This window comes from Pseudoalteromonas sp. MTN2-4, from assembly GCF_042848605.1.
In the GTDB taxonomy this organism is placed as follows: domain Bacteria; phylum Pseudomonadota; class Gammaproteobacteria; order Enterobacterales; family Alteromonadaceae; genus Pseudoalteromonas.
On the sequence record NZ_BTGK01000002.1, the window covers coordinates 733,905 to 750,108 of the forward strand.

Below are 16,204 nucleotides of genomic sequence, written 5' to 3' on the forward strand. Positions count from 1 at the left end.
TTTTTGTAGTTTAATATTATTGTTAGGAACAACAATGTTTTTTACTCTATCAATGCAAACTTAAATTGAATTCAACAGCAAACATTATGCGTCCTTGCCATATAATCTCCTTGATCAATCCTTGTTATTAAAACGCATTTACCATCCTTGCGACGTTGCGAGTTGTGTCATTCCTTGATTGCCCTAGCCATTCCTTGATTGCCCTAGCCATTCCTTGATTGCCTTAACCTTTCCTTGATTGCCTTAACCTTTCCTTGATTACTTCAACCTTTCCTTGATTACTTCAACCTTTCCTTAATTACTTCAACCTTTCCTTGATTACTTCAACCTTTCCTTGATTACTTCAACCTTTCCTTGATTACTTCAACCATTCCTTGATTGCCTTAACCATTCCTTGATTGCCTTAACCATTCCTTGATTGCCTTAACCATTCCTTGATTGCCTTAACCATTCCTTGATTACTTCAACCATTCCTTGATTGCCTTAACCATTCCTTGATTGCCTTAACCATTCCTTGATTGCCTTAACCATTCCTTGATTACTTCAACCATTCCTTGATTGCCTTAACCATTCCTTGATTACTTCAACCATTCCTTGATTACTTCAACCATTCCTTGATTGCCTTAACCATTCCTTGATTGCCTTAACCTTTCCTTGATTGCCTTAACTTTTCCTTGATTGCCTTAACCTTTCCTTGATTGCCTTAACCTTTCCTTGATTGCCTTAACCTTTCCTTGATTGCCTTAACCTTTCCTTGATTACTTCAACCTTTCCTTGATTACTTCAACCTTTCCTTGATTACTTCAACCATCCCTTGATTGCCTTAACCTTTCCTTGATTACTTCAACCTTTCCTTGATTACTTCAACCTTTCCTTGATTACTTCAACCTTTCCTTGATTACTTCAACCTTTCCTTGATTGCCTTAACCATTCCTTGATTGCCTTAACCATTCCTTGATTGCCTTAACCATTCCTTGATTGCCTTAACCATTCCTTGATTACTTCGACCATTCCTTGATTACTTCGACCATTCCTTGGCTGAAAAATTAAAAGCACTCTGTAGTAAGAGGAGAAACTTTAACTGGTAGCTCATCAGGAGCACATTTGAAATTCGATGTTTTAGATGGAACTAGAGTATCATTACCAGTATTAGTAGGTTGCCCGCCATTAACTACAGTTGCTTCTGAAAGCGTAAGTTTAGAGATAGAGAGCTCTTTTAGTTTTTTCTTATTAATGGCTAAAAACATTGTTGGCCTCATTATTGATAAAAACGTAATTTAAATTAAAAAATGTTTTGATTTAACAGCATTCAAATACGAGCTAGCTTTAAAAAGCTGAGCCCATATTAACGAGGGATTATGAAAATTGTCATGAGGGATTAATTACAAATACCTGATAGAGCAAACTCACTTTTCAGTAACTATTTCACAGGCTCAAGTAAAACAACCTCATTACTTCTTAACCTATGAATTTGAAGGATAATATTTTCTAAATCAGAATTTTTGACAATCGAAAAGTCAAAAATAAAACTATCTTTTACTGAGAACTCATCAAAGACAACTGTCTCCTTGCGTGTCTCCAAACCGAATTTTAGAAGGTTATTTCCTGTAGTGTAGTAGATATGATTATCTAAATAACGCCAGTTTATATATGCATGACCTTTCAAAGAAAGTAGTAGTTGTGAAGTACCATCGGTTAAATCAAACAAGTGGAGGTTATTGTAGAAATCTTGATAAATTATCTTACTATTATCCATCTTTGCTACTCGACGAGCATCATTATGAATGATTTTTTGAAGCTTCTCGGTTTCTAAATCAAATGTCCAAATATGTTGCTCACTTTGATTCCCCTCTAATATGAGCAAAAGTTTTGCCTTGTTTAGCCATACTAAATGAACAATTCGGTTTTCTATCATAAAGCTGTCAAGCTCTTCATTGTCTTTAGGGTGGTATAGAACAATTCTATTTCTTTGGAATAAAGCTAATTGCCCATCACTCTTTTTAAAGTCCCCACCCACAAGACTATCCATATTCAACGCACTAGCTAATACATTTAGCTCTCCATTTGTGTAAGAACTTAACATTAACCCTTCATTATCACTGAAAAAATAAAAGCCATTTTCGCTTGATATAGGTGAAAATTCATTCTTTCTGGTATCTGTCACCTGCTCAAATTTGTGAGCATTAGCATTATAGATATAAATATCAGCATCCGAAGCTTTTGTCGTCGCGATAAACGCATCTCTGCTTACTAAAATATTACTGTAGTTATTGCGTGAAACTGCAGTTTTCTTCAAAGAAGCTAAATTCGTATCATAAGAATAAAATTGCTGAGAATTAGGTAGGTACCATAAAAGTGATTGCGAATTGTTGTCCCACTCTACTCTATTAATCCTTTCAGTAGATTCATAAACTTTCTTTTGCATACTGCCGTCTGGGTTTGCAATGTATATTTGACTTAGACCTGTTTGCATCCGTACAAACGCAATTTTTTCTTTGTTAGGTAAAAGTGAGACAAACCTGTCTCCATAAGAGTCAATATTTGGTGAGGTAACCTGAAACTCTTCACCCGTTTCTAAATCTCTTGCAACAAGCGCCGCCAAACTAGGTACGTTTCGATAACCAAATTTTGTATAAATTATTCTGTTGTGTTGTTCATCTGTAACCGTGCTCAAGATGTATTGGGAGTCACACTCAAGAACTTTCTCTTTAGTTGAGACTTCGTTATTAACTTTAAAATCTGCGCGCCATATCTCACAAATTTTCATAGCATTATTTATAATTTGGTAATAAATACTGTTACTATTTGAAGCCCAACCAATTGGGTAACTATCGTACTGCTCTGAAATTATTTTGGTGTTTTTATGCGTATCTAAATCAATCAGAAATATTTCATCTACACCAGTTTTCATATTTTCTTTTGTTACAGCTAATTTCTCATTTGATGGAGAAAGGCTCAAATTACTATAAATACTATCATCTGAGATTGAGAGTTTTTTTGATTCAAATTTGATAGGGATAGGCTCCTTTAGGAACCAATAGCTACCTGCTAAAACAAATAAAAGAATTGTTAGAATTGAAAGGAACAACCTAGTTGAGAGAATTTGAAAAATCTTTTTTTGTGAGTCCGCGATCTTCTCTTCTTCGTTTGTAGTTAAGGAAGGTTCAATACGATTCTCATCTTGTACATTTTGTTCTGATGCCTGATTTAGAAGCTTATCTGCCTCTTCTAGATCAGCTTCTCTAACAAACTCCACATCACCAACAAAACTATAACCTTTCTTGTAATGTGTTTTAATTAAAATTTGTGCACTGTCAGATGACTTTAAGAGCCTTCTTAAATCTGATATTGCTTTATTAATTGCATTATCATCCACATAGTGGTTTTCCCAAACACTACTGATAAACTCATCTCGTGAAACGATACGATTAGGGTTCAGAATAAAGTAACAGAGAATCTTATAGTTAAGTGGCGTTAACTCTTGTGTCGTACCATCGCTGACTAAGCTACAACTTCTTGTTAAAAGCAACCAGTCTGCAAATTTAACCTGAGTAATATTAGCATCTAACAAAATCAAACCACCTTTTTAACTAAGCAGCATTATTATAAATTTAAAATATTGCATATCAATCAGTTATTCATAATTTGATACACTCAAAAGCAAATCTATGTAAATGAGTTATGTAGGATACTCAGCAATCGCTCAGGAAAACCGAAACACTAGAACACCTAAAAAATTATGTTAAATTGAGTGCGTTATTAATAATTTCATAGTGTTCTCACTAAAAATTATCAATAACATTAGTGGAATTTAAGGGTAAGCTTTTTAAAAGTGAATAGTAAAGCTTGCAATTAACACTGTATAACCTACTAAATAGAAATAAGCAGAACTAGGTGAAATCACACCAAAAATCTTTTTTGGTAACCAAATTAAACTAGCCGCAGTATTTGTCTGGTTAAATGCATACATCAAACTCACGAGACTTCCTAATAATGTGAGTAGACCACACACCCAAGCAATACCAACACCTACTCCATTATCAAATATTAATAGCGCAATACACATAGCCAGCAATGCGTAACCAACATGTCTAAAGTTAGATTCTAGTTTTTTGTCTCTTTTAGGAAAACTTGAGATCTGTTTGTTGTACTTCGGCATTGCAAGCAATAAAAGAAGTAACGCATGAAACATCATTAACATTGATAAAAGAATAATCATAATGCACGACCTCTTTTAAAATCTACGCTTATTGAGTGTTCATGTTCCTCAAATTTTACATTGAATACTTTGTTTAGATATTTACCTAGAATAAAACATGCCATTGCAACGACAATACAAACTGCATCTACTCCAACAAACACCCAATTTTGATTAAGTACACTAAACAATAAATTGCGCTCTGTGGTAATAGCATTCACTATTGGCACTAAGGCGTACAAAAAGCCAGTTAGGATCGTTAAGCTTACCCAAGCACTATCCGCTTTTTTGGCAATAGCCTTTGCAACTGCAACTAAAATAAACGCTGCGAAAGTTATAAATAGCGAGTTAACTTCCCACAACGCACGTTCAGATAGCTCGACTGGCAGAACCCTATTAGCAATCAAATACATAGCAATACCTGCAGGTAAACCTAGCAAACAAGCTAAATTAAGCCCTTCCGTAAAGCGATAGCCAAAACTACCGCCGCCACTTTTTATTGCTTTGGCTCTTCTTTTCACCGTCCAAAGTACCATGCCAGATGCAATCATGCCTGTACCCAACAAACCTGTTAAAAAGTACAACCACCTTAAAGACGTCGAAGCAAACAAACCTTCATGCAAAGAGCGAAGTACGTAGTAGAATGACTTTGAAGATGCGTGACCTATTTGAACTTTTATTAATTCACCGTTATTTGCATCAAATACCCATTTATCTCTGCTGTCACTTAAGCTTTTGTGAATACTCCCAGCTTCAAAAATGGCATTTTTATCGCCGACATTCGAAACAGAAAGCCAAGCTAGAGGCTTACCAGCCATCTCTGCATCAGCACGCTCTAATAACGTTTTTAACTCTAATGAGGGCTCATGGATACCAGACGCTTTAACATTTGTACGACTGAAATACTCTTTAAAAAACGCATCTCGGCCCTCTTTTCCCTCGCCATAATGCGCGTTCATTATGAATGGCATTAGAGTATAAAGAAGCAGTAAAAAGCCCGTAAAAGTGATCATGAAATGAAAAGGCAATGACATAACACTCATTATATTATGCCCATCTAACCATGCTGTTGGCTTTTTGCCACGTCTGAAAGTGAAGAATTCTTTGAAAATTTTCTTGTGGATCACTACACCTGTGATCAAAGCCAAAAACATAAACATAGTCGCAACGCCGACAATATAGTAAGCAATTTTTGTGGGAATATATCTAAGTCGATAATGCATTCTATACAATGTTTGCCCACCAGCAGTCGCTCGTGGGTGGAATTCTTCACCAGTATAAGGGTTTAACTTGACGCGTTGTCGCTTGTTATCTGCATCACGATAAGAAATCGTCAAAAATGGTTGCGTTCTATCAACAGGGAAGCTGACTGAATAGCTTTTTAAATCAACGCCCCTAGTCACTAAAAACTGTTCAAGCACTGGCAGTGAATCATCGGCAGTTGCATAAAATGTAGGTGTTTCTGGTGTCATCCAATCGTCGAGTTCATCATCAAAATAACCAACAGTGCCAGTCAAAAAGATAAAAAACAGTACCCAACTTAACAGAAGCCCAACCCAAGTATGCAACCAGGCCATCGATTGTCTAAATGCGCTTTTCATAAGGGCTTACCTAAATCTAAAAGTAACCAACAAATAGCACCTAAAAATACAATTAAAAAAGAAAGAAAACTCGCGGCTTTTTTAAGGTTATTCACCCCAAAAGACCACATAACGACAGCGGGAAACACAATAAAAACCAGCATGGTCGACCATGCAACTGCATGCATTTTCTCAATTGGGAGTAAAAACGACACGCATAAGCACAACAAAATTGAAAAAGCAGAACCACCAATAACAGCAAGTAACGTTCTATTCATTACTTCTACTTTGTGGGTATTAAAAACTAAGCGCATGACAATCCAAGGAAAAACACAAGAAGCAAAATGATAATAATTCTCAGTTTTTATATCAATAATTTATTTGCAATAATCATTAATAAGCGCAACTTTTACAAATGTAACAGCTGTAAGGTGGTGTAATTGCTTAGTAATACATTATTAGTCACACTAGTGTGGCTTTTGTGAATGGATGAATAAAAGCGGGTAACACTGTCGTTCACCCACTAAGTTGACGTTGTATTGCAACACTGTCTCTTAGAGCAAATAAGCTACTTAGTTATAGCCTTACCAATTCATTTTGGTAAGGCTTTTTTATCTCAATTAAATTTAATGAGTCGCTGAATTATTTTGGTTCACCTTGTCATAGTCGGCCTTACGATCTGAATGATAGATAACGGTATATTCGAACCAATTTTGTATATTTGTGTATAGCTGGTTGTTTGGGTCCAACTGTGACGCGCTCCATTCTTTATTCAGTACCGAGCAACGTTGTTTTAGCTCAGTATTTAACACTGAAATAAGATGATTTTCAGCCTGAGTTAAAGAACTAAAATATTGAACATAAGCAAAGCTGGACGCATATAAAGCACTGCGGTTTTCTAACCAATAGCCACTTGGTTCAATCAGTTCTTTAAAACTAAGTGGCTCGCCAAGATGTCCACTTCGCTGTGCCCATTGTTCATAATCTACAAATAATTCTGGCGTTTTATGATCAACATAATGTGCAAAATATTGTGCTAACCCTTCTTGCGCCCAGCGATGCATATAACCAAATTGAACAAAATTAATTGCATGAACAGACTCATGCACCAAAACCTGAAGTAAACGCGTGCCCTGTATTTGATTTTTATCATTATGAGGGATTTTTACAAATCCAGTATGTAACCTTGGTAAGTAGACTCCTTGCACTTTTGCTGACTCTTCAGCGTCATGTTCAGCAAGCGCATTAAAGTACTGAGTGTGATTAAGGGCCAATTTAATATTTACATCTGTCTTGAAAAGCTTTTCAGGACCTAACCATTTTGAATACGTTTCATAAACTCGGTTAAGGTAACCGCTCACTTGAGTTTTTATCCATTTTTCAGTGCCTTCGTTATAAACTGAAGAAATAGAATACTCCCTGCCATTATGTAATATCACTAAATTTAAATCGTAATAATCAGAATAGATTCGCTTTGTTTGCTGAGTGTCTGGGTCATATATCTCTTCATAAGTTAGAGGTGTTAATTTCATATCTTTACAAAGTCTTTCTTGGACTGGAGAGACTTCAACCAACTCCCAAGGGTGAGGCTCATGTGCTGTAAAAGAATGATCTTGCTCTATAAACTTCTTCCCTACTCGAGTGACTTCTTTATTAACTTCCTTCGAATCAATAGGCAACTGTAATGTGTTTGGTGTTAGCGGTTGCTCAACTTCAATATCATTTATCTCTAATTCTGAATTTTCAGTTATGTCAGTTTGTTCTTCTTGCTGTGAGACTGATGTGATAAAAAATTGCACAAGAACAACTAGCACGATGATGATTATCGCAACAATTGAAAAAACACGAACTCCTACCCTATTGTTATCACTCATATAATTTTGCTAGTAGTTTAAATGATGAAAGTAACTATATAGACTCCAGCCAAAATAAACCAAAGCTTTATGTTGTCACGCCTTAGAATTCCATCTATGAAAGTGTTTTGAAACCTTACCAAAACTATACCAAATCAGTTAAGCTTCTGTAAAAATTGAATAAATCACGTTTTTGTCACTTTTTTTCTCAGCTTTATCACTTATTTCTCTAAGAATACTTTCACTATGACTCCTGTGTTTAATCAACTTAGTAGTCGAACCATGAGCGATATCAAACAAACAAAATTTAAGCTATCAGCTTTCACCCAACACTTTGCTATTTTAGGGTTAGTAAGTTCACCATTTATTTATGCAAGCGATATTTCAAACTATCAGAATAGAAGTGTCACACCTCCTAAAATAATAAGCTCACCAGAAATCGACGGCATTATCACATCATCTGAATGGAAAAATGCGCTAGTTATTGATGACTTTGTCGAATTTCGCCCTGAAGTTGGCCAAGCGCCTGACCATCCAATAAAAGCATTTATCGCATATGATGATGAGTATTTTTACGTTGCGGCTCATATTACTCAACCTCATAACACCATTACAGATAGGCTACTAACCCAAGGCAGTAATGCTTGGAATGAAGATTATTTCGGTTTGGTGCTAGACACAAACTACGATAAATCTGATGCCTACCTTTTCCATGTCACGCCTTCGGGGGTAAAAATTGATGGTCTAGTCGACGGTTCAAATTACATAGAAGAGTGGAAAACAATCTGGTATGCAAAAACAAAGAAAACTGGGAAAGGCTGGGACATTGAAATAGCTATCCCAATGCAGTCTATTTCATTTGATGAAAAAAAACCGAGCTGGGGCCTGCAATTAAGATATAAAAGCTCAAAACCATACCAGCAATATTATTGGAACCTCAATAACACACAAGACAGCCCGTGGAACGCAAACCAAGTTGGTGAAATCAAAAACATTAGGGGGATCAAGCAAGGTAAAGGCATTGAAGTTCGAACAGGTCTAAGTGCAAACAAGGTAGGCGAAGATTCAAACTTTGAGCCTAGCATGGACATTGGATATAAATTCACCCCAAATCTAACAGGATTACTCACGCTTAATACTGATTTCAGCGGAACAGAAATTGATGCCCAAGACGTAAACATGACTCGCTTTAGCAGCTATTTTAATGAACAACGAGATTTCTTCTTACAAGATGCTCAACTATTCCAATTCGGTCAATTCGCGCCTTTTTCAACTAATGGCATGCCATTTTATTCACGTCGGATCGGTTTAAGTCCGCAAAGTGAAGTATTAGATATCAATTGGGGCACAAAATTAACTGGCCAAGTCAGCGAAACGCAACTCGGTGTTTTAAGCGTGAATCAAGATAGTGCACAAAACAATGAAGAAAGTAGTAGCACGCAATTAAGTGTTGCTCGTGCAAAACAACTTATCAATAAAAATCATTCATTTGGCGGCATTTATACACAAGGCTCATCAACCGGTAATGACGACTCAACCATAGGTATTGACTATAGTTATAACGATATAATTTTTGACGATCAAAGTATCCGATTCAACACTTGGTACAACAATGTAGATAATGAAATGGCAACAGGCGATGACACAGCATCTTATGGCCTGCAATTAGAATTACCAAATGATACCTTTTATTGGCGTACTCGTTATCAACACATTGGTGAAGATTACAACCCATCTCTAGGCTTTGTTAGTCGTAAAGGTATTGAGTATAGCGAACATGTTACTCACTACAGAGTTAGACCGAGCGAAGGCGTATTATCAGAGCACCTAAACTTTTTCATGTTTGTAGCAGGTCGTTTTGCGACTCATAATTTAGAGGGGGAACTATTAAGTGAACGTATTACATTTCAACCACTAAGTTTTCAAACCAAAAATAGTGACAGTTTTAGAATTGCTTACAACCGGAAAACTGAAAAATTAGTACAAGACTGGGCTTTTTCAGATTCAATTAGCTATAAAGCAGGTGAGCACAAATTTGATAGTTGGCAATTCGTAGCAAGCACTGGCACACAAAGGCCTTTTTACACTACTTTCACCGTTAACTATGGCGAACATTTTAGTGCCGACCTAGTCGATTACTATGCTAACTTATACTATCAACCAAATCGTCATGTTTACTTAAATGTAGGTCGCGGTAGTTATTACTATGAGCAAAGCAACAATAAGTATGCAGTACACCGCAGTCATATTCGTTTAAATGTCGCTATTAATGCCGACTGGTCTTGGAACACATTATTGCAGCACAACACGAGAAGTGAGCGGTTTTCATTATTCAGTCGATTAAGATATCAGAGTGCACCTGATGAGCTTTATCAAATCAGCATAGCTAAAGGGTATGACGTCAGTGAAGGTTGGTCTGACAGAGTCGAAACCAATGATGAAACAAGTCTAAAAATAAACTATATCCATCGATGGTGATCTGAATAACAAGAAAAAGGGCTTAAAACAGCCCTTTTGTTATTGAGTTTTTAATAGTTACTCACAAATATCGAAACCCACCAGTGCAAAGTTACGCTTAATATTCAAATAAGTTACTGCGCAAGAGTTCTATGCACTTCACTGCTTAAATGCACTAATTTACTGTGAACAAATCTGCCATCTTTGGCTGTTAATTCACGATCTATATCGAATGGAAGAAAATGAGGTTCAGCGCCAATCGTTAATTCAACCCCCATCCACTTTCCTCTTTGTTCACTTGGGTATAGAAATTGGTTTTCGTCGATCACAGCAGCCAATAAAGGAATTGGCTCATTTAAGCTCACCAGCTCAGACGCTTCATCAATTGAGCCATCTATAGTATTTGCGTCAAATATTGAGGAAAGTGGTAAATCATAAAGTATTCGCTCGTTCACAATCATAATTACATCTCTGCCACCATTTCGTTTCGACATAACTCGATTAATAGCAAAACGATCGCTGCCAACCAAGGTATGAACCTTTTGCATTTGCGTATTATAAATATCAACGCGAACCTGTCCGTTTTCTCTCACTGACACTGCAAAAAGCTGATTGCTTAACCAGTCTAAGCTTAAAATATTGCCCGTCACTGAAATTGTTCTATCGTCCAGACTTTTATCAGCCGCTAATAACCAGATCACTTTACTTTCAAAGCTCGTTATCCACTTATCATCTGGAGACAGAGCCAAGCCATAAAACCTTAAGTAAGCATTAAAATCACTCACTTGCTCGGCTTTACTTTGCGCTGATTGTTTATAAATTTGTGTTTTACCTGAACGTTTTGAGAGAAAATATAAATCGTCAGATGTGTTTGCAAATGCAGGGATAAAGTCATAACTACTCGAATTGTCTATTTCGAAATCAATACCTGAGTTTTCAGACTTGCTGAGCCATTCAATGTTATAGTCAGCAGCTTCAGTGGTAAATACAAAGTCATCATTTACGTTGATCCGTTCGATATTACAGCAAATATAGTCACTAAAACTGGCCACTAGCTTAGGCTTAACATCGGTCTCTAAGCTTTGATAAAGTAACTGAGTCGCTGGCGGCGCATTCGTGTAAATTACCCCTTTTTTATCGTGCGACCAAGCCACATTGTTAGAGCGGTAAGGCAACGTAAACTCAGGAATTATGTGTGAACGTGCCTTATTTTTATCTTCAAACGTAAGCTCAGATTCTTTTGCCGTAATATCTGATAAAGCCAATTTGAAAACACCACTGTGGCCAATCGCCGTATGGGCTAATAAAACAACGTCATCACCTGCAATTTCGAACCGTGACGCTGTCCATTTTTTTGCTAAATTAAGTGAAGCTGTTTTAAACGCAACGTCATCAAAGTGCGCATATGAAAGGCTATTCGCTTCATAGCCTTGGCTGCTATGGTTAATAAAATAAATACTATCGGTATTTGCAGCATACTCGTTATCTCGCAGTATGCGCTTTGGACATTCAAGTTGACTTTGCTCAGTGATCACAAAAGCACCTGACTCAATATTCCCCTTGAACCAACCACATTTACCCGCTTTATTTGCTCTCACAACTAACTGCCCACTTTTATCAAAACCAAGTAGATACGTAATCGATGAGAATGGGGTAATGATTGGTTGAACAGCGTCTTTCCCTAAATCAACTGGTCCCTTAAAGAGCTGCCCTTCACCTTCAGCGAAATTAATAAAAAGCACAGACTCTTGATCTAAAGTCACAACCGGCGATTGTTTGACTCCTGTCATGCGAGTTAGCGTTTGCGTATGACCATATTTAGGCTCAGGTTGATTATCTGAATAGGCAACATAGCTCATAAGTACAACGAACGAACACAAACATAAAGACGCTACAATCTTGGGCCAAGTTGTTTTTTGTGCGCTTTTTGAAAAAGAATCATGCTGCTCAAGGGACTCAAGATGGTCTTTTTCAACCCTAACTGTAATCTCTTTAATTTTTGCAACAAACCGGTACCCTTGCTTAGGCACAGTTTGAATATATATAGGTGACTTAGGGTTATCATCTAACGACTTTCGAAGGTTTGCTACTAGCTTATTAATCGCATTGTCACTGACAATAACTTGTTTCCAAATTGCTTGTTGAAGCTCATCCCGAGAAACAATACGCTCAGGGTTAGCAATAAAAAATTCAAGCAAAGCGAGCTGGCGAGGATCTAGTTCAACGACCTTACCTTCTAGTGTTAAAATTTGAGTGGTTTGGTTAAACTCACAACAACCAAACTGAATAGACGACATAAAACGATCCCTATAAAACAAGCAAAGCCACTTTAGTTGATTAAAGCGGCTTTGTTAATAGCTTTGGGACAAAACAGACTTTTGGTTTAACTCACTTAACCTAATGAATAGTTACATCTCTCTTCGCGTAAGTTCTATTGTTCCAATGGCAAATGGTCCAGTTCTAGCAGGATCTTTATCATTATGAATAGTCATCCAATACCCATTTGCATCACCCGAACGAGGCATATACATCATCGCCGTTCCAATCCACACCTCTGAATCAACTGGATCTTTAACGGTATAGACCAAGGCTGCAGTATCACCTAAATGTTTACCTTCGGCACTGAAGTCACTCAACCTTGTTAATGTGCTATCTCGTTTTAATGTCCAACGCATCTTACCAGTCAAACTGATGTCTTCACCGAGCGTTTCAACGGTAATGTCTAAGAACTCATAATCGTATAAAGAAGAATGAAACGCCGTTTCTTCGCCTAAATCACTCGGTGCCAAATCAACCCCTGCACCAATATAACGCGCTCTATATTCTGGTAAAGATAGCCGCTCACCTTTACCAAGCTTAGTATCCGGTAATAAGTGCAATACAAGGCTTAACAGTACAACGCCTAAAACGACCATTACCAATAAAACGCCAGAGCGAATATGAAAGCCTTTAATACTCTCTATTTGCTGCTCTGCTTGAATTGAGTCTCTATTTTTTGTCTCGACACACAATGCACTGGCTTGTTCATAGTTAATGCCGAGTACATTTGCAATACGTCTTAGCTCAAACTCAGTGAAACTCTGCGGTTCACGCCACTTTTTATATAGGGTTGACTCACCCATTCCCACGTCTTTAGCAAATCTCCGATTCGTCAGTCCTTGAGTCTTAATGTATTCCTTTATCCGCATCTCAATTGCACTTTTCAAAATAATATCCTTTATATTCAGTAAAATAGAGTTATATAGAGCGCTATGGATAGTACAAATTTACTTTTAGAAACGCAAGGTTAACATCTTGAAACATCTGCAATCGGGCAGATGATTAAAACTTTTAAAGGAAATAAAAAATGAAATTATTAAAAACAACTTCACTCTGCGCATTAGGTCTATTATTAAACACCTATTCAACCTCATCTTTTGCTGGTACTTCATATAAAGTTGATAACCACGAATTACCTTACAGCTATGAGGTAGTAAACCAACTTAAATACCGAGATATGCCAAGTTACCCAGGTAAAGATGGTAATGTAAATTGGTGGTTGTGTGGCCATGCAGCATTTGCAACTGCTATGAATGTCTTAAGAAATAAATACGCAGATCATGCGAATCAGCTTGAGTGGTTTCATACTGAGCTTTCAAAGAATTTTAACTATGATAATACGGTCAACAATCCTCGTCGCGAAGCCTCAGGAGATCAATTACAAAGCATTGTGAATGCAAGAACAGACGGTTTTAATGTATCAAAAATTACAACTACCACAAGAAGCTCTATTGAAAGAAGCTTAAAAAACTCATTAACATCTAGTACTACCCAGCAGCTCATAGCATTGACTAAATTCAATGGTTATGGCCACTTTGTAGTGGTTCATGAGATTTATTATGACCAAAACAGAAGTGACAAAGGTTATGTAAAATATGCCGACCCTTATGGTGGTTATGCAAGCAGAACAATGAGCTATACTAAATTTTTTGATGGTATGAGAGATGCAGGAACTGTAGGACGTTACTCGTATTGGTCAATGACTAAATAAAGTTTGAAGGTATTAGAATCATTGATTCTAATACCTATTCTATGAATTAATAGAAACTTTCTAACTACTTTGGTGCTTTACCAAAATATAGCCAATAACAACCACCAAAAATGCTAATCAAAGACTCAGACAAAAAATACTTTAAATGGTTGAACGAAAATCCAAATGGCTATGTGGCCAACATGGAAAGAAACTTTAGACCCAAATATTTTGTACTACAACGCTCCACTTGCTAAACCATTAATGGAACCACTCACAAAGACAAACATGGTTTATTTACTGAAAGAAACTACATTAATTACGTAGCTAACAGTTTACAAGAGCTAGAAAGTTGGGGCTTATAAAATGATTATGATCAACATAGTTTTAAGTTCTGTAAAACGTGTAAGGTTGCAATCTAAGGCATATTTATCAAGTATGAATAAACTAAGCTCTTTCTGGCTAACCAGCAAACAAATTATATTATAGGCTAGCCGAAAACCTAGCCCATAACTAATTTATTGAATTCGCTGCTTCAGCCTTGCAAAGGTTTTCATACTTTCATCTGCAACCAAAGTTTCATAGTCTGGATTTTTCGCAATGAGCTGATAGCAAGTGTTACCACTTTCATCCGTTGCTTTTTTAATATCTCGCAATAAGTATTGGCTGTCGCCTGCACTATCAAGTCTCTCAACCGCTATAGTTTGGTTTTGTAATGATCCTGCACTCTCAGGCGTAATAAATTCCAATAACAATAGATCACCATCAAAAATTGGACTCTTGCCACCATTCATAGAATTACCGCTGGCTCTTGCAAAAAAATGCTTATTAGGATCAACCTTGCCAACTCCATCAGGTATACACATATACTCAGCATCACTTTCATCGCCAGTCTTGAAGTGTCCGCAAGCAATTTTTAAATTAGGGAAGTAGAACAGTTGAGGTTTTGGCTCTACAATTTTTTCGCTCTTATTAGCCTCAATCTTATCTTCTCTTTCACCATGTTTCTTTTTAAACGTCAAAACTTTAGCAGTAAGTGTGGAGTCAACAAATGTATCTATCCCATGCCAAAGTTTTGCATGGTTACTTCTTGCTACTTCATAGGCCCAATTACTGACTGCAATACTTTGATCAGCACTACAATCAAAGTACCTACTTAATTCAGATTCAATAACTTGATTGTGCTTAACTAAATTACTTTCTATCCAATTATCTCTATGTTCATAAGAAGCAAGAAAATCTCGTTTATTATTGTTACACCTACGATGTGCTGCAACAAAGTTATGCGCTAAATCATTACTATAACGAGAAAAAGGAATAAAATGATCAATCTCAACATCATTCTTAAATGGTTTTTGACAGTAGAAGCATTGGTTCTTTTGTAAATCTACTAGTACTGGCTTAACTTTAGCTAAAGATTGCCTGTCCTCTCCAAACAAAAATGACTCGAGCTTAGATTGAGGCCCAATTAACGCTTGATTATATTTGATGCTCTGAATTTTTTGTAGCCATGCATTTTTAGAGAGGTAAACAACCAAATCATAAAACCTCCTAAAGCATGCTGCGATACCTGACTTAAGTTCAATGTATTGCGGTTTTTTGTCATGAGGGTAAAGAAAACATTCTTCTTGCTTAGCTAGAATTTGAAGCCGCCAGAGAGGTCCTGTTTTCAAGGTATTTAACGCTGCTCGATAACTTTCATGCCAGTAACTACTTCTCTTTAATTGTCCTAAACTACGAATATTATTTTGTTGGCATTCATATAACACTGAAATGACTTTAGATTGCGCTCCGGAATTTTGTTTGAGGAGCGCATCTGCTCCCGACTTAAGATTCGAAAACGGCATAGCATGATGCCAATATAATTGAAGTATCTTCTCAGCTAATAAACTATGCTCAATTTTGAGGCTCTCATTAGTACTAACATCAAGCTTTTCTATACATATATCTGCAATCGCATTTAACAATGCATACTTATAGGTAGCAACAAAGTCGCCCTCAGATAAAATTCTCTGGATAAATGAAATAAATTCTAACTGTAGTTTTTCGTTTGGCTTTATATCTTTCACGTCCTAGCATATTCCTTATACAACGATGTAGGATGTTT

Annotated in this window: 11 protein-coding genes; 3 read left to right on the top strand and 8 right to left on the bottom strand. The window is 36.7% G+C overall.

Annotation, left to right across the window (positions count from 1 at the left end; translation table 11 throughout):
• Positions 1-1,104 precede the first annotated feature (1,104 nt).
• Positions 1,105-1,281 (top strand): hypothetical protein, encoded by a 177-nt coding sequence (locus tag ACGHEH_RS08200; RefSeq protein WP_390443833.1) that lies wholly within the window; start codon positions 1,105-1,107, stop codon positions 1,279-1,281.
• 139 nt (positions 1,282-1,420) lie between these two features.
• Here ACGHEH_RS08200 and ACGHEH_RS08205 read toward each other — a convergent pair whose 3' ends face one another.
• The 5 genes from ACGHEH_RS08205 to ACGHEH_RS08225 all read right to left on the bottom strand — a co-directional run bounded on the left by ACGHEH_RS08205 (position 1,421) and on the right by ACGHEH_RS08225 (position 7,652).
• Complete coding sequence (locus tag ACGHEH_RS08205; RefSeq protein WP_390443836.1) at positions 1,421-3,571, bottom strand: winged helix-turn-helix domain-containing protein; 2,151 nt, start codon at positions 3,569-3,571, stop codon at positions 1,421-1,423.
• Positions 3,572-3,826: 255 nt separating this feature from the next.
• The gene (locus ACGHEH_RS08210) at positions 3,827-4,219 is read right to left on the bottom strand and encodes a DUF3325 family protein (protein WP_390443839.1); all 393 of its coding nucleotides are present in this window, start codon (positions 4,217-4,219) and stop codon (positions 3,827-3,829) included.
• Positions 4,216-5,799, bottom strand: a complete 1,584-nt coding sequence (locus ACGHEH_RS08215; RefSeq protein WP_390443841.1) for a PepSY-associated TM helix domain-containing protein — start codon at positions 5,797-5,799, stop codon at positions 4,216-4,218. The genes ACGHEH_RS08210 and ACGHEH_RS08215 overlap by 4 nt, the downstream gene beginning before the upstream one ends.
• Positions 5,796-6,092, bottom strand: a complete 297-nt coding sequence (locus ACGHEH_RS08220) for a hypothetical protein (protein WP_390443844.1) — start codon at positions 6,090-6,092, stop codon at positions 5,796-5,798. The genes ACGHEH_RS08215 and ACGHEH_RS08220 overlap by 4 nt, the downstream gene beginning before the upstream one ends.
• Positions 6,093-6,404: 312 nt before the next feature.
• A complete protein-coding gene (locus ACGHEH_RS08225) occupies positions 6,405-7,652 on the bottom strand; it encodes a hypothetical protein (RefSeq protein WP_390443846.1) in 1,248 nt (415 codons plus the stop codon).
• A gap of 261 nt (positions 7,653-7,913) precedes the next feature.
• Between ACGHEH_RS08225 and ACGHEH_RS08230 the strand changes: the two genes are divergently transcribed.
• On the top strand, positions 7,914-10,109 hold the full coding sequence (locus ACGHEH_RS08230; protein WP_390443849.1) for a DUF5916 domain-containing protein: 2,196 nt from the start codon (positions 7,914-7,916) through the stop codon (positions 10,107-10,109).
• Positions 10,110-10,222: 113 nt separating this feature from the next.
• Here the strand turns inward: ACGHEH_RS08230 and ACGHEH_RS08235 are convergent, their stop codons facing one another.
• Both ACGHEH_RS08235 and ACGHEH_RS08240 read right to left on the bottom strand, forming a co-directional pair.
• Complete coding sequence (locus ACGHEH_RS08235; protein ID WP_390443852.1) at positions 10,223-12,385, bottom strand: winged helix-turn-helix domain-containing protein; 2,163 nt, start codon at positions 12,383-12,385, stop codon at positions 10,223-10,225.
• Between the two features lie 111 nt (positions 12,386-12,496).
• Positions 12,497-13,210: a hypothetical protein gene (locus ACGHEH_RS08240; RefSeq protein WP_390443855.1), complete on the bottom strand. Its 714-nt coding sequence runs from the start codon at positions 13,208-13,210 to the stop codon at positions 12,497-12,499.
• A 224-nt stretch (positions 13,211-13,434) separates the two neighbouring features.
• Here ACGHEH_RS08240 and ACGHEH_RS08245 point away from each other — a divergent pair, with 224 nt between their 5' ends.
• Positions 13,435-14,118, top strand: a complete 684-nt coding sequence (locus ACGHEH_RS08245) for a hypothetical protein (RefSeq protein ID WP_390443857.1) — start codon at positions 13,435-13,437, stop codon at positions 14,116-14,118.
• Between the two features lie 497 nt (positions 14,119-14,615).
• On the opposite strand, the gene ACGHEH_RS08250 is transcribed toward ACGHEH_RS08245, so the two are convergent.
• A complete protein-coding gene (locus ACGHEH_RS08250; RefSeq protein ID WP_390443860.1) occupies positions 14,616-16,166 on the bottom strand; it encodes a S24 family peptidase in 1,551 nt (516 codons plus the stop codon).
• Positions 16,167-16,204: the final 38 nt, after the last annotated feature.

Coding starts and splice junctions, on each gene's coding strand:
- ACGHEH_RS08245 (WP_390443857.1), top strand. CDS start 13,435: ATGAAATTATTAAAAACAACTTCACTCTGCGCATTAGGTCTATTATTA.
- ACGHEH_RS08225 (WP_390443846.1), bottom strand. CDS start 7,652: ATGAGTGATAACAATAGGGTAGGAGTTCGTGTTTTTTCAATTGTTGCG.
- ACGHEH_RS08215 (WP_390443841.1), bottom strand. CDS start 5,799: ATGAAAAGCGCATTTAGACAATCGATGGCCTGGTTGCATACTTGGGTT.
- ACGHEH_RS08240 (WP_390443855.1), bottom strand. CDS start 13,210: ATGGGTGAGTCAACCCTATATAAAAAGTGGCGTGAACCGCAGAGTTTC.
- ACGHEH_RS08235 (WP_390443852.1), bottom strand. CDS start 12,385: ATGTCGTCTATTCAGTTTGGTTGTTGTGAGTTTAACCAAACCACTCAA.
- ACGHEH_RS08210 (WP_390443839.1), bottom strand. CDS start 4,219: ATGATTATTCTTTTATCAATGTTAATGATGTTTCATGCGTTACTTCTT.
- ACGHEH_RS08220 (WP_390443844.1), bottom strand. CDS start 6,092: ATGCGCTTAGTTTTTAATACCCACAAAGTAGAAGTAATGAATAGAACG.
- ACGHEH_RS08230 (WP_390443849.1), top strand. CDS start 7,914: ATGAGCGATATCAAACAAACAAAATTTAAGCTATCAGCTTTCACCCAA.